Source organism: Mesorhizobium sp. LSJC285A00 (assembly GCF_000503155.1).
In the GTDB taxonomy this organism is placed as follows: domain Bacteria; phylum Pseudomonadota; class Alphaproteobacteria; order Rhizobiales; family Rhizobiaceae; genus Mesorhizobium.
This window is the reverse complement of record NZ_AYVK01000070.1, coordinates 1-14,503: the sequence shown is the minus strand read 5'-3', so window position 1 is coordinate 14,503 and position 14,503 is coordinate 1. Positions and strand designations below refer to the sequence as shown.

General features: G+C 57.9%; 14 protein-coding genes and 1 pseudogene. 14 read left to right on the top strand and 1 reads right to left on the bottom strand.

The features are described from left to right. A partial coding sequence (locus tag X726_RS0136845) for a response regulator (protein ID WP_031215592.1) occupies positions 1 to 212 on the bottom strand: 212 nt, incomplete at its 3' end. A 1,291-nt stretch (positions 213 to 1,503) separates the two neighbouring features. On the opposite strand from X726_RS0136845, the gene X726_RS138170 reads away from it, so the two are divergent. From X726_RS138170 to X726_RS1000000170060, 14 genes and pseudogenes are all read left to right on the top strand, one after another. After that, positions 1,504 to 2,289: a type IV secretion system lytic transglycosylase VirB1 gene (locus X726_RS138170; RefSeq protein WP_023673708.1), complete on the top strand. Its 786-nt coding sequence runs from the start codon at positions 1,504 to 1,506 to the stop codon at positions 2,287 to 2,289. 74 nt (positions 2,290 to 2,363) lie between these two features. After that, positions 2,364 to 2,669 carry a pilin major subunit VirB2 gene (virB2, locus tag X726_RS138175; protein WP_023673707.1) on the top strand — a complete coding sequence of 102 codons (306 nt, stop codon included), beginning with the start codon at positions 2,364 to 2,366 and terminating at the stop codon, positions 2,667 to 2,669. Then, complete coding sequence (locus X726_RS138180; RefSeq protein WP_023673706.1) at positions 2,669 to 2,995, top strand: type IV secretion system protein VirB3; 327 nt, start codon at positions 2,669 to 2,671, stop codon at positions 2,993 to 2,995. The genes virB2 and X726_RS138180 overlap by 1 nt, the downstream gene beginning before the upstream one ends. Further along, positions 2,995 to 5,364 carry a VirB4 family type IV secretion/conjugal transfer ATPase gene (locus X726_RS138185; protein WP_023673705.1) on the top strand — a complete coding sequence of 790 codons (2,370 nt, stop codon included), beginning with the start codon at positions 2,995 to 2,997 and terminating at the stop codon, positions 5,362 to 5,364. Before X726_RS138180 ends, X726_RS138185 begins: the two co-directional genes overlap by 1 nt. Before the next feature lie 13 nt (positions 5,365 to 5,377). Next, the gene (locus tag X726_RS138190) at positions 5,378 to 6,061 is read left to right on the top strand and encodes a type VI secretion protein (RefSeq protein WP_023673704.1); all 684 of its coding nucleotides are present in this window, start codon (positions 5,378 to 5,380) and stop codon (positions 6,059 to 6,061) included. 58 nt (positions 6,062 to 6,119) lie between these two features. Next, complete coding sequence (locus X726_RS138195; RefSeq protein WP_023673703.1) at positions 6,120 to 7,007, top strand: type IV secretion system protein; 888 nt, start codon at positions 6,120 to 6,122, stop codon at positions 7,005 to 7,007. Between the two features lie 27 nt (positions 7,008 to 7,034). Continuing rightward, entirely contained in the window at positions 7,035 to 7,193 is a 159-nt protein-coding gene (locus tag X726_RS1000000170070; protein WP_081726271.1) for a type IV secretion system lipoprotein VirB7, read from the top strand. Then, entirely contained in the window at positions 7,190 to 7,903 is a 714-nt protein-coding gene (locus tag X726_RS138200; RefSeq protein WP_023685154.1) for a type IV secretion system protein VirB8, read from the top strand. Before X726_RS1000000170070 ends, X726_RS138200 begins: the two co-directional genes overlap by 4 nt. Next, positions 7,900 to 8,784, top strand: a complete 885-nt coding sequence (locus X726_RS138205; protein ID WP_023673701.1) for a TrbG/VirB9 family P-type conjugative transfer protein — start codon at positions 7,900 to 7,902, stop codon at positions 8,782 to 8,784. The genes X726_RS138200 and X726_RS138205 overlap by 4 nt, the downstream gene beginning before the upstream one ends. Beyond that, positions 8,777 to 9,916, top strand: a complete 1,140-nt coding sequence (gene virB10, locus X726_RS0136830) for a type IV secretion system protein VirB10 (protein ID WP_023708086.1) — start codon at positions 8,777 to 8,779, stop codon at positions 9,914 to 9,916. Before X726_RS138205 ends, virB10 begins: the two co-directional genes overlap by 8 nt. Continuing rightward, complete coding sequence (virB11, locus tag X726_RS138210) at positions 9,900 to 10,940, top strand: P-type DNA transfer ATPase VirB11 (protein ID WP_023673699.1); 1,041 nt, start codon at positions 9,900 to 9,902, stop codon at positions 10,938 to 10,940. Before virB10 ends, virB11 begins: the two co-directional genes overlap by 17 nt. Before the next feature lie 717 nt (positions 10,941 to 11,657). Further along, positions 11,658 to 12,344, top strand: coding sequence for a response regulator transcription factor (locus X726_RS138215; protein WP_023673698.1), 687 nt, complete (start codon positions 11,658 to 11,660; stop codon positions 12,342 to 12,344). Between the two features lie 307 nt (positions 12,345 to 12,651). Further along, complete coding sequence (locus X726_RS01045) at positions 12,652 to 13,188, top strand: DDE-type integrase/transposase/recombinase (RefSeq protein WP_198025870.1); 537 nt, start codon at positions 12,652 to 12,654, stop codon at positions 13,186 to 13,188. Positions 13,189 to 13,360: 172 nt separating this feature from the next. Next, positions 13,361 to 13,519, top strand: a pseudogene (locus X726_RS1000000170060) (ATP-binding protein); the annotation flags it as partial. Positions 13,520 to 14,503 lie beyond the last annotated feature (984 nt).

Genomic DNA, 14,503 nt, shown 5'->3' with positions numbered 1-14,503 from the left:
GATTTTGTCGCCAGATTGCGGACGATCGCAAGTCCATCCTCCCGGCCTAGGTTAAGGTCAACAACCACGAGATCGACTGGCTCACGTGAAAGAACATAGTCAAACTGCTTGCTATCGTGGACTGCGGTTACCTTCAGGGCATGCATCGTGAGATACTCGGCGATGAGGCGCCGCATTGCGGCATCATCGTCAATGACAAGAACATGTTTCAACGGCACACCTTCAATCTTGAATCCCCTTGTCTAAACCTGTTGCCGAGCAACCCTGGGGCACCGACCCAGAACAGCTGCTCCTTGATACCACTCGCCGTTGCGTGCGGCCAATGTGAGGCCGTGCTCGTCCTGTTCTTTTCATCCCCAGCGAATTGACCGCACCAAGGCAGCCCGTGGCCACCAGACAGGTCCCAGCGCCGACATGACCCTGCCGTGTGGTCCTTCGCTTTTTCGCTTCGAGCTCCCCCGTTGGTGCAGGCCTGCCAATATCACTCAAGTTCGACCTCATGGATGCCAAGTTTCCTGCTATGCCCTTGCATCCTGGTCATCCTGGAGTTTGCGGACCTGGATCATCTCGATATCATCCGGCTCGTGGATCCAGCTCGGACATGGTTGAGCAGCGCGGCGTTTGGCTTGATCGGAGAGGCGGTCGGCGGAAGAAGACCGTGATTCGCTGCAGCGGCCTTGTGCAAAATAGTGTGTCTCCTGCCAAGCCGGCTTCGTCCAAGGTGGCCGGCGGCCTCAAATGCTGTTCGGCGACCGGCAGGTCGCCGGTTGCGGTGAACGTCCGGGCTAACATTTCTCAGTTACTGCAACTCCTCCATCTTGAGCGTGTCACTATGCTTGTCCATTGCGCCGTCGGACTGCGTCAATGACGTGCGGTTATCTGCCGATGGGACTGTGCATGATCCACCCTTTGGCGGCGGCGGCCGAACAGCTGAACGAGGCTCGCACCAGGATGGGCTGCGCCGCCACGTCTTCCCAGTTGACCCTCGCCGCCGCGGATTTGCGCCTTCGAGCCAGCTTCGCGGACGAGCTCGCGTCTCAAGCAATGATCTGAGTATGCAGGGCCGCGCATGGCTGCTCTTTAAGGACCGGCAGCATACCGGCAAAGTTGGGCCGCTTTATCGCCTTAGTCGATTCCCCACGGTGATCCCGAGCCTGAACAAGCCCGCCAAGCTCCCCATTTTGTCCTTGGCTTGGCGCTGACAGAAGTACCGTCCATGACGCCAAAGTCGCGGCCCACACTCCAGGAGCAACGGACGGCCGGGACGAGCAATCCTGTAAAGGAGTCATTGTACCAAGATGCTCCGGATGTCGCTGGCTGATCGGGCCCGCGCCACCCACGCATGCGCAAGATGCTCACCCACGCTGATACGAACACGGTCTTTGCTTCAATTGAAACCGAAAAGCTGAACTTGAACATCACACAGTAACAAACCTCCCCGATAAGCGCGTGCCGGACAGGGCCAGAACCCGTCCGGCGGCTTGGAAAGGTAGGTGATAGGGAATGTTTATTGCAGCTTGGCCGCTGGCCATCGTCCTGATGACATCCATGTCACTCCCAGCCGAGCCCGCGCCACTTTCTCCGCGTGAGTTCCGCAGCCTGTCGCGCAAATGCGCCCCCTGGGTTGCGCCGTCCACCCTGGCCGCGATTGCCAAGATTGAAAGTGGCTTTGAAACGCTGGTGGCTCATGACAACACCACAGGTGAGCAGCTTCGCTGGATAGACCACCTGGAGGCCACGCGGGGCATCAAGGAACGCCTCGAAGCACAACATTCTGTCGATGTTGGATTGATGCAGATAAACAGCAAGAACTTTGCCATGCTCAATCTCACGCCGGAAAGGGCTTTCGAGCCCTGCGCCTCGCTTTCGGCTGCCGCCCACCTGCTTGAAAGCCGGTATGCCGGCGGCACCACTGCTGTGGCACAGCAACTGGCGCTTCGCCGTGCCATCTCGGCCTATAACACGGGCGACGTCACGCATGGCTTCGCCAACGGTTATGTACGCAAGGTCGAGTCGGCCGCAAAGGACATCTCAAGTCTCCTTGAGAGAACGCTGGAGCCGACTGCTCGAGATGTGCCGCACCTTGAGGCACCCGGTCGGAAAGCCGTGCCGCCTCTGCTCCAGCAGAGCCAACAGGCCAATAGAAAGAAGCAGCCCAACCAAGATTCTTGGGACATCTGGGGCTCGTATCAGCCAGACCGCTCCGGGGCCGATCCCTCCGATCCGACAGGCAGCCAGGCTGCGAAAGCACGGGAACCCTCGAACCCGAACAAACTCGTATTCGATTGAAACATGGAGATGCAATGATGACGCCACTCAAGATACTTCGTGCGCTTAAAACGCGTGTTCCTTCGCCTTTTTCCATGCTGCGCATGGCGGCTGAATATGTACCGGCCGCTGCTGCAGGCGCGGCGTGGACGGTCTTCTACAGCGGGCCAGCCGCGGCTCAGGTGACCGGAGGGACGGATCCTGCCAAGATGGTCCAGAATATCTGCACGTTCATACTTGGCCCCTTTGGACAATCACTGGCCGTGCTCGGGCTCGTAGCCATCGGTATCTCTTGGATGTTCGGTCGTGCTTCACTTGGCCTGGTTGCGGGTGTCGTTGGAGGGATCGTCATCATGTTCGGGGCCAGCTTCCTGGGCAAGGCGCTCATAGGCGGCGGCTGATGAGCGACCGGTTGGAAGTGAGCACCCTGTATGTGGCGGCGACGCGCCCCGCACTGTTTCTGGGGGTGCCGCTGACGCTGGCCGGATTGCTCATGATGTTGGCTGGGCTTGTTATCATTATCCTTCAGAACCCGCTCTACGAAATCGTTCTCGTGCCACTCTGGTTCGGAGCACGGCTGGTTGTTGAGCGTGACTATAACGCGGCAAGCGTCGTGCTGCTCTATTTGCAGACGGCCGGCAGAAGCGTGGACGGGCCGGTCTGGGGAGGCGCAAGCGTCAGCGCCAATCCGATCAGAGTGCCGAAACGCGGAAGAGGAATGGTGTAATGTTCGGCGCCAGCGGCCGGACCGAGAGGTCTGGCGAGATCTACCTTCCGTATGTTGGTCACATAAGCGATCAGGTTGTCCTTCTGGAAGACGGATCGATCATGGCCATGGCACATGTGAACGGTGTGCCCTTTGATTTGGAAGACGCTGAGATGCGCAACTCGCGCTGCCGCGCGTTCAACACTCTCTTGCGCAACATCGCCGATGACAATGTCTCGATATACGCTCATCTTGTGAGACACAACGATGTGCCGGCGCCGGCGCCGCGCCAGTTTCAAAGTGCATTCGCTGGCAGTCTGAGCGAGGCCTACGAGCGTCGTGTGCTGTCGGGAAAGCTCTTTCGCAACGATCACTTCCTCACTTTGATCGTGTCCCCCCGCACCGCAATCGGCAAGATCGGCTTGCGGATTGCCAAGTCCCGCAGACGGAATGAGCACGATCTAGCCACCCAAATGCGGAGCCTGGAAGACCTCTGGCACATCACTGCTGGCGCACTCGGCGGTTACGGTCTGCGCCGGTTGGGCATTCGTGAGAAAGGCAACGTGCTCTTCACGGAAATCGGCGAGGCGCTTCGGCTCATGATGACTTGCCGGTTTCTTCCGGTTCCGATGGTTACCGGCTCACTTGGCGCCTCGATCTACACTGACCAGGTCATCTGCGGGAAGCGGGCGCTTGAGATTCGAAGGCCCGGGGATAGCTCCGTCGGATCATTGTTTTCGTTCCGTGAATATCCGGCGACGACGCGGCCGGGCATGCTAAATTCCTTGCTGTCCGCCAACTTCCCGCTTGTCCTGAGCCAGAGCTTTTCCTTCCTCACTCGCCCACAAGCTCATGCCAAACTAAGCCTTAAGTCCAGCCAGATGACGAGTGCCGGCGACAAGGCTCTCACCCAGATCAATGAACTTGCCGAGGCAGAGGACGCACTGGCAAGCAACGAATTCGTGATGGGTTCGCATCATCTGAGCCTGTGCGTCTATGCCGACAGCCTCAATAGCCTTGCAGATCGCGCAGCAAGTGCCCGCGCACGGCTGGCCGACGCGGGCGCCGTTATCGTCCAAGAGGGCATCGGCATGGAGGCCGCATATTGGTCCCAACTTCCGGGGAACAACAGGTGGCGCACGCGCCCGGGGGCGATCACCTCACACAATTTTGCCGGGCTCGTCTCATTTGAGAACTTCCCAAGCGGTTCCAGTTCCGGCCACTGGGGCAATGCTGTTGCGCGCTTTCGCACAAACGGTGGAACTTCTTTCGACTACATCCCCCATGAGAATGACGTCGGCATGACGGCAATATTCGGGCCCGTTGGCAAAGGCAAGACGACGCTGATGACCTTTGTCCTCGCGATGCTTGAGCAAAGCTTGGTCGATCGCAATGGTGCGATCGTCTTCTTCGACAAGGATCGGGGTGGTGAACTGCTGGTGCGAGCCACGGGAGGGACATATCTTGCGTTGCGCAGAGGCGCTCCGAGCGGCTTGGCCCCTCTGCGTGGACTGGACAACACCTCCGCCTCCCGGGACTTTCTGCGCGAGTGGTTGATGGCCCTGATCGAGAGTGACGGCCGTGGTCCGATCTCGCCGGAGGAAAGCCGTCGGCTGGAACGCGGCATTGTTCGTCAGCTTTCGTTCGAACCCCCTATGCGCTCACTTGCGGGCCTGCGCGAGTTCCTATTGCACAGCCCCTCCGAGGGCGCAGGAGCACGGCTGCAGCGGTGGTGTAGAGGGGGGGCGCTTGGATGGGCCTTTGACGGCGACGTGGACGAAGTAAGGCTGGATGCCTCCATTACGGGCTTCGACATGACGCAGCTCCTGGAATATGAGGAGGTCTGTGCACCGGCCGCCGCATACCTTCTGCATCGAGTGGGCGCTATCGTCGATGGTCGTCGGTTCGTCATGAGCTGCGACGAATTTCGATTCTATCTACTCAACCCCCAATTCTCGGCCGTTATCGACAAGTTCTTGCTCACGGTCCGCAAAAACAACGGCATGTTGATACTCGCAACGCAGCAGCCTGAACACGTTCTGGAATCGCCTCTCGGAGCTAGTCTCGTTGCGCAATGTATGACGAAAATTTTCTACCCATCACCGACGGCGGACCGCTCTGCGTATGTCGATGGCTTGAAGTGCACTGCGCAGGAGTTCGAGGCAATCCGCCAGGGAATGGCAATCGGCAGCCGCAAGTTTTTGCTCAAGCGCGATAGCGGGAGTATTGTTTGCGAATTCGATCTTGGGCAGATGCGCGAGTACGTAGCCGTACTCTCGGGGCGGGCCAACACAGTGCGCTTTGCCGACCAGCTTCGTAACCAGCACGGAGACGCCCCAAGTGGGTGGCTCGACAAGTTCATGGCCCGGTACCACGAAGTTCAAGACTGACGGAGGAATATTCATGAAATTTGCCAAACTTGCAGTAACGACCCTTGCTGCTTCCCTTCTGCTTCACGGACAGGCCCGTTCGCAATTTATCGTCAGCGACCCTGTAACAGAAACACAAGCGACCTTAACAGCGCTTTCCAATGCGGCGATCCTTGAGAGGTCAATCGAGACGCTCGCTACCACGATTGAAATGGTGACAATTCTAACGTCGTCATTCGCTGTCACGGGACTGCTAAGCTCACTTAACCAAGGAAATCATTACCCGTCGAGCAATAAGCTGGAGGAGCAGATGTTTGATGCTCGGGCGCCAGCTTCGATTATGGCCCGTAACATTGCGAAGGACCCAAATCGGATAGTCAACGGCACCGATTCAGAAGCGAAACTGTTACAGGGACAAATCGCCGGGGCCGCCAATGCCGCAGCTATTGCAGCCGACACTTTGGGCATGATGGACAAGCGCCTTAAGGATAACGCCGGCACGCTTGGTCAGCTTTCCCGCTCGGGAAATATTATGCAGGCCACCGTGACCAACGGTCTGGTCCTCAAGCAGATTCACGATGCGATGATCCAAAATGTCCAGGCCACGAGTCTGCTGACAATGGCCACTGCACAAGGGAGCCTTCACGCCGTGGAGGAGGCCGCCACGCAGCGTCGCGAACATCAGGACACCGCTAATATGTTTAGCATCCTCCCGTAAACCACACAGAGTTCATCAGGCTCAGCTGCGCTGATCAGGGACACATCAGGCTCACGCCATGAATTTCAAAATTCCCGCGCCATTCACGACTATACACACGATCTTTCATGGGGCCTTCACGTCCGGGCTGCACAAAGTGCTTGAAAACGTCCAAGCGGCGGTCAGTGCGCCTCTGGTTGCGTGTGTCACGCTCTGGATAATAATCCAAGGCTGTCTGGTCATGCGTGGTCAAGTCGATGCGCGCGGGGGTATCTCGCGCGTAATCATGGTGTCGATTGTCGTCGCCCTTATCTTAGGGCAGGCCAACTATCAGCAGTACATTGAAGCGCTCTTCGACGACACGATTCCGAGGTTGGCTCACGACATCAGTGGCAGCGACTTGCCCTTCATCGGAATCCCCCAGAAGCTCGATCTCATGTTTGCTTCAAGCCAGTATGTCTTTCAGCTGATTGCTTCCGAAATTGGGCCTATGAACGGCCAGGACATACTTGCTTTCGAGGGAGCGCAATGGATTTTCTACGGCGCGCTGTGGACAGCGTTCGAGATCTACGATGCCGTTGGAATTCTGACGAAGGTGCTCTTGACGATCGGCCCCCTGGTCCTTGTAGGCTACCTTTTTGATCACACTCGAGACATAGCCACCAGATGGATCGGCCAACTGCTCTCGTACGGGCTGCTGCTTCTCCTCCTCAACATCGTTGCAACGATAGTAATCGCTGCCGAAGCAGTCTCGCTGGCAGCCATGCTTTTGATGATCAAATTCTCGGGCACGACAGCAGCCAAGATCATCGGGCTTTACGAGCTCGACATGCTTTTCCTAGCTGGTGACGCTCTGATCGTCGCGCTTCCGACGATCGCCAGCAGCATCGCCGGCGGCTCTTGGGGAGGTGCGAACCGACCTCTTAACAGCCTCAATCGCCACTTTGCCAAAACGGCGGGTGCTTAATCAATCGACAAGCTCGGTGCCAAAAACATGAAATATTGCCTACTTCTGTCAATCCTCGCTTTGGCCGCCTGCAAGACGAGCCATGGGCTTGCGACATGCGCGGGTGCCCCATTCCAACTGAACGTGGGACAATGGGAAACCACCCCTGAGGATCTTCGGGTCGAATGCGCGGAAGAGCCAAAGTGAAAGTTCCTGAACATGCCCTTCTGGTGGAGAGAGAAACGCTAGCCGCCCACTATAAGAAGGTGGAAGCGTTTCAAACTTCACGAGCGAAGTCTGCGCGGCGCCTGTCAAAGGCCCTGATAGCCTTTGCCGCAGCGGCGGTCCTAGGAAATGTTGCCCAGGCATTTACCATTGCTGCCATGGTCCCGTTGGCCAAGCTCGTACCTGTGTTCCTCTGGGTCCGGCCGGATGGGACCGTCGACAGCGAAGTGTCAGTCTCTCGACTGCCGGCAACCCAAGACCGAGCCGTCATAAATGCTTCGCTGTGGGAATATGTACGCCTGCGCGAGGGGTACACAGCAGATACAGCCCAATACGCCTATGACCTCGTATCCAGTTTCAGCGCGCCGGCTGTGCGACAGCAATATCAAGATTTCTTCAACTATCCGAATCCCACCTCGCCGCAAGTCACGGTCGGCAAACGCGGCAAGCTCGAGGTCGGGCATATTTCTTCAAACGACATCAGTCCGGACGTTCAACAGATCCGTTACAAACGTTCGCTTGTTGTCGATGGGCAGATGCCGATAGTGACCACCTGGACAGCTACCATCCGCTACGAGCGCTTGACGGGTCTGCCTGGGCAATCGAGGCTCACCAATCCGGGAGGTCTACTCGTCACTTCCTATCAAAGCTCGGAAGATAGCGTATCGAACCTGGGCTATGTGCAGCCATGACAAAAAGAGCGTTTCTCGCGCTGGTCTGTTCACTCTTCTTAACGATGGAAGCGTCAGCGGAAGACACACCACTTGCCGGCAAGCATGATGCGCGCATGCGCTACCTGGCTTACCGTCCTGACGAAGTGGTGCGCCTGTCTACCGCAGTGGGGGCAACGCTGGTTGTCACATTCGCGGCCAACGAGACAGTCGCAGCCGTGGCCGTTTCCAATAGCAAAGACCTGGCTGCGCTCCCGCGCGCCAACTATCTCTTTTTTAAGGCTAGCCGGATGCTCCCGCCGCAGCCGGTCGTCGTGCTGGCCGAGAGTGAGTCCGGTACACGGAGATACGTCTTCAGTATTTCAACGAGAGCGATGCCAAAACTCGATGAGCAGCAACCTGACCTATACTACAGTGTGCAGTTCACCTATCCTGCTGATGAGGCTGCTGCTCAGAGAAAGGACGCAGAAAGGCGCTCGATTCTTGGTCAGGCCCGGGCGAAAGTGCTGCGCGACGAGAGAGTTCAGGATTTGTTGAATCGGCCCGCCGCAACTACCAGTCCGGACGAAAGCAATTTTCACTACGTCGCAAAGGGCGATCGATCGCTGGCGCCGCTGGAAGTTTTCGATAATGGCTTTACCACCGTATTTGGCTTCGCAAGCAATTCCCGCATACCCTCCCTCTACATTATCAATCCCGACGGCAAGGAAGCCGCTGCCAATTACACGGTCAAAGGAGACTATGTTGAAGTATCCGCAGTCGCCCGGGAATGGCGTCTGAGAGATGGCAATACGGTCTTGTCCATTTTCAACAGGGCTTATGACCCTGTGGGACGAGCGCCAGGGACCGGTACAGTGACACCCGACGTGTGGCGCGTTTTGAAAGGCCCGGCCGATGAATGAAACCGGCCCACAGTCGGGACATGATGTCCATGCCTCAGGATCGATGGTCTCGGAGCCGGCCCGCCGGCATGTTTCGGGATTGCAGAAGTTGGCCGTCGCTGCTCTTGTTCTCATCTCATCTCTATCGCTCATCTGGCTCGGCGGTCGTCCCAGCACACAAGACGAGCCAACTCAGCCAAAACCTCCAATTGTCGCCGACGCCGAGCCATTCCGCCCCGTGCCGATTGAGATTGCTCCCGAAGCTCCAGCACCCGTACAGGCGGCGCAGGCAGGAGATTCTGCGCCATCCACGCCGCCTCCGACGCCAGCTGATCCGCCGCCGGAGGAAACACCAATTTTCGCCTACAGTGGCAGCGGTCAAATGCCCAACGACGGTCAGCGGAGCGAAGACAACCATAGGGATGCTCCCGCGACCTCGCATGAGATTTCAGACGCTGGCGATCTGACGGGGCGATTGAAACCAGATATACAGGAGCCAAGCCGGGCCACACTTTTGCCGCACCCTGATCTCGTGATTACCCAAGGAACGATAATTCCCTGCATTTTGCAAACGGCAGTCGACACAAATTTACCGGGTTATGTGAAGTGCGTCTTACCTAAAGACGTCCGCGGCGCCACCAACAACGTGGTGCTTTTGGATCGCGGGACGACCGTGATTGGCGAGATCCAGCGTGGTCTCCAACAGGGGGATGCGCGTGTCTTCGTGCTGTGGACGCGCATCGAAACGCCTGACCATGCCCTCGTTTCGCTAGCGTCGCCGGGCGCTGACGAGCTCGGCCGCTCCGGAATGCCTGGCACGGTGGATAATCACTTCTGGCAGCGCTTTGGCGGAGCAATGCTCATGAGCGTCATTCAAGGCGCGTTTCAGGCCGCCGGTCAATACGCTGGCAGCTCAGGTGGAGGAAGCGGCATCAACAGCTTCCAGAGCAACGCTGGACAAGCCGTTGACACGACCCTTAGAGCAACGATCAACGTTCCGCCAACTCTGAAGAAAAACCAGGGAGATGCTGTATCCATCTTTGTGGCTCGGGACCTCGATTTCTCAGATGTATACGATCTTAGACCGATCGCCGTGGCGCCAGCCCCCCAACATCGCCAACGCCGGAGAGACAACAATGCGACCGGAGGCTGACCCTCAATTGCGTTTGCTTCTCAACCCTGTTTTGAAATGGCTTGAGGAGCCAAGGACCGAAGAGGTCGCTATCAACCGGCCTGGGGAAGCCTTTGTCCGACAGGCCGGCGTTTTCACGAAACATCCGCTGCCGCTATCTTATGACGATCTGGAGGACATCGCGATCCTCGCTGGAGCGCTGCGCAAGCAAGATGTCGGACCGCAAAGCCCCCTCTGTGCGACTGAGCTGCCGAACGGAGAGCGGCTGCAGATCTGTTTGCCGCCCGCTGTTCCCTCAGGAACAATAAGCCTGACGATACGGCGTCCCTCAAGTCGTGTGACCGAACTCAAGGAAGTTTCTTCTCGCTACGAATACTCGCGTTGGAATCAATGGCGGTCACGAAAGGAGCGCCAAGAGCGGCAGGACGAAACGATTCTTCAGCACTACGACCATGGTGACTTGGAGCAATTTTTGCGAGCATGCGTTTGCGGGCGGCTCACGATGCTGCTTTGCGGACCTACTGGAAGCGGCAAAACGACAATGAGCAAGACTTTGATCAACGCTATACCCCCGCAAGAGAGGCTGATAAGTATCGAGGACACGCTCGAACTTGCAATCCCGCACGAGAACCATGTCCGGTTACTTTATCCGAAGGACCGAGCAAGCGTAGGTGCGGTGACAGCCGAGCAACTGTTGCAAGCCAGCTTGCGCATGCGCCCTGACCGAATATTGCTTGGCGAGATGCGCGATGATGCTGCTTGGGCCTACCTTAGCGAAGTCGTCTCCGGCCATGCGGGATCAATATCAACGATTCATGGGGCGGATCCGGTCCAAGGCTTTAAAAAGCTCTTTTCACTCGTCAAGAGCAGCCCGCAAGGAGCTGCTGTGGAAGACCACACGCTTCTTGACCTGCTGTCGGCTGCCATTGACGTCATTGTGCCGTTCAGTACCCACGGCGACGTGTATGAGGTGGGGGAGGTGTGGCTCGCCGCCGATGCCCGGCGACGCGGAGAGACAGTAGCCGACCTTCTTAACAAGCACTAAGGCTAGAGCACGTCGGGGATCGGTAGGTCGTTTGTGATACGATGGCGTAATTTGTTCAGATTGAACGTCCACTTTGATTTGAGGGAGGTGGATAATGGGAGGAGGACTGGGCGTAGACCTTCGGTCACAAGTCTGAAGTCTTCGGGCGCCCTGTCGGCGCGGCAAGTTGCGGCACGATTCGACTGGGTGTATCGAGCGCGTCCGCTGAATTGCGCGGGCGACGCTCACCGAGCTGGTGCCGATGCCTGCTTCAAAAGCGGCATCGACACCCGGCAGTCGTACCCTTGATTTACCTAGCCGCGCTCAATGAGTGTCTTCAAAGCCGCCGAACGTGGTTCGGAATGACCGGTGGTAAATCGGGAAGTGCCATATAGGGAATCCTCCTGGTATTGCCTCCAGGGGGTCCTCTCAATGAACAAAGCCGCAACCTGCCCTTGCGACCTCAGCTGGATGTTGCGACGCAACCCATAGGAGGATCGATGCGCAGAGAAATCGCAGGCAGAGTCGGTGGCATTGTGGGCCCGCCGACCGACGGTTTCAGCCCGTCAACAGGTCTTCACGTGTTCCATCCCCGACTATTGCAGGCGTGCGGCTTGCATGCTCCCGCGATCACCCATCGGAAAGAGCGTTACGAACACTACGAAGAGTTGCGCGACTTCCGCTGTCGCCCCGGTCTTACAGCGGACGGTGACCTGTCCGACCTTGATAGGACGTGAAATGCGAACGCTGCTCATTGATCATCATGTGGATCTTACGCGCGCTGTGCGAGTTGCGCTCGGGGATAGCGGTTTTGCCGTTGATGTAGTTGGCAACCTGGAACAGGCATCGAGGGCATTTTGTTGCGCAACCTATGAAATTCTCCTGCTGGAGTTGGCTCTGCCAGATGGCGATGGCTTGGGCTGGCTGAGACAGCTAAGGAGCAACGGGCATTCAGTTCCAACCCTCATTATGAGTAGCATCAACGATCTCGAGAAGCGGATTGCAATTTTCAACGGTGGCGCGGACGACTTTCTGCTCAAGCCCGTCTCTTTCGATGAGCTCATCGCCAGAATGAGAGCCATTCTGCGCCGGTCGACACAGGTGACCGACCCCATCGTTGTATTTGGCAATCTCAATTTCGATCCGATCGGCCGACAGGTTTCCGTCTCGGGTCATCCTCTGAAGATCGCACGCCGCGAACTATGTATTTTGGAGCATCTGCTTATCCGTGCAGGCCGCATCGTGCCTCGTGCGCAGTTGGAAGATCACCTCTATTCGTTCAACGACGAGGTATCTGCCAACGCGCTTGAAGTCGGAATCTATCGCTTACGTGGACACCTGAGAAGGTCAGGTGCAACGCCACGTATCACGACCATGCGCGGCATTGGTTACATTCTTGAATTGACTGAGGCGGCATCCGCATAGTTGGTCTAAATTGAAAGAACAGACTGCCTGCCCGTCGTCAGGTTGAGCTTGTGGCCATAATGGACACCGCGGCCGCCCTTGACGATGGTGTCGGCATGCGGTTCGAACGGCTCTGTCGCAAACCTTTTTGTAAGCGAGCATGGCAAGAAAAACGCCTCAGCTGTGGAGGAGCACGTGATGTTCAAGGGCCGCCATTTCGACCAGTCGGTGATCCTGCTGTGCGTGCGCTGGTACCTGGCCTACACTCTGAGCCTGCGCGATCTGGAAGAGATGATGGCCGAACGCGTTGGAGGTCGACCACTCCACTGTGCATCGCTGGGTCGCCCACTTCTCGCCGCAGCTGCTGGAGCGCTTCAACCGGCGCAAGCGTGTGGTCGGCAGCAAACGTGACGTACATCAAGGTCCGCGGCGGTATCTCTACCGCGCTATCGACATCCTCCGCGATACGGTCGAGTTCTTCTTTAGCGAAAACCGTAACCAGGTGGCGGCCCAACGCTTCCTCCGCAAGGCGCTGACGCGCCATGGCCGGCCGGAGCGCATCGTCATCGACGGCAGCCAGACCAATTACGAAGCAATCCTTTCCTGCGACGCTGAAAGCCGGCTGCGGCAGCGATCGCGGCGACCGCTGAAGCCGATCCGCTCCGCAATAGCCGGCATCTCAACAATCGGATCGAACAGGATCACCGGCGTATCAAGCCGCATTCGATCCATGCTCGGCTTCAAGTCGCATGCGAACGACGTGGTTATCCTCTCCGGCATCGAGATGATCCACATGATGGGCAAGCGACAGGCGAGGTATGCCTACAAGTCTGTCGATCGCTGTTTCGATCTCCTCGCTGCCTGACGGACAGGCCGAAATGGCCGTTCACAACCCCATTTCCAGGTTTGCGACAGAGCCTTTTGTCGGCGTTGCCGGCTTCGAAGGGCCGGTGCGCGCCGAGCGGATCAAGATCACCCCCGGCCACCTTGCTGCGGCCACTCGCCGAGTACGGAGCGGTGGCCGGAGGGAGCTGGTGATGACGACCCTAGATCATGACCTGCTGATCGCAATCCTGGATCGGCTGAAGTTGACGGCGATCCGCGACCAGCTCGACACGCTCATGTCGAGCAAGATCGCGCAGTTCCCGTTTGTCCGCGAACTCGACGGCTTCGGCTTCGACGCGCAGCCATCGGTCTGCTTCAGCCAAACGTATTCATAGGTATGGGACAGGCTGCTATGTCCGCCACCCACGCCTGCTCCGAGGCCCTCCAGGGCAATGGTCTTCGGCGAGGAGGATGAGACGCCGCTGGAGCTCGGGTGCAAGCGCTGCCACGCCCGCTCCGAGGCCCCACAAGGCCGAAGCGCAGTCGTCGGGGTCACGAGGCCCCTCGGCCACGACGACGAGACGTTGCTGGAGCCCGGTGCAAGGGCTGCCACAGATGGCCTGAACCTGAATCCGCCTTTCTTGAGGCGTTGCGACTATCATCGCGGCGACACCGCAGCTCTTGATTTGTGTGCGAAATCCTCAGCAGATCCATCGGGCTGAGCCGCTCAGCAATATCAACGAGAATGTCCAGCGGCAGATCAAGGATACTCAGAGGAGGAAACGCTCTTGAGGCTCAGAGCGCGTCTGCTCCAGTATAGATCAGGATGATTCACCGGGTCCTTCAACGCCAGCCGCCGGTTCCGATGAGAGAATTGTCCCTGATATCACGCTCGATGGAGTTAAATGCCGAGATGGGCGCCTTGCCACGCTCCTCAATGCCCCTCATGATTCACCGCCTATAGCTACCAACTGAATGAATCATCGTGATTGTCGCGCAGCGGAATCCTCAAGGATCGGGCAGTTCGTAGGGGGCGCCGGTTTGACCAGGTTGAGCCCGCGAATTGCTCGATCAGACAAGATCCTAATTCTCGACCATGCGGTGAGGCTCGAACGAGATCCTCGGGACGCACTCCAAGGTTTCGATCATGTTCGGCACACAAGGAAAGGGCGGCATTGCTGCCGCCCTGTCCGCTGTAAGTTGATAGGGGCTGGATTAAAAATCCATACCGCCCATGCCGCCCATGCCGCCGCCGCCCATGCCGCCAGGCATGCCGCCGCCGGCCGACTCCTTCTTGGGAGCCTCCGCGATCATGGCTTCGGTGGTGACGAGCAGGCCGGCGACCGAAGCCGCGT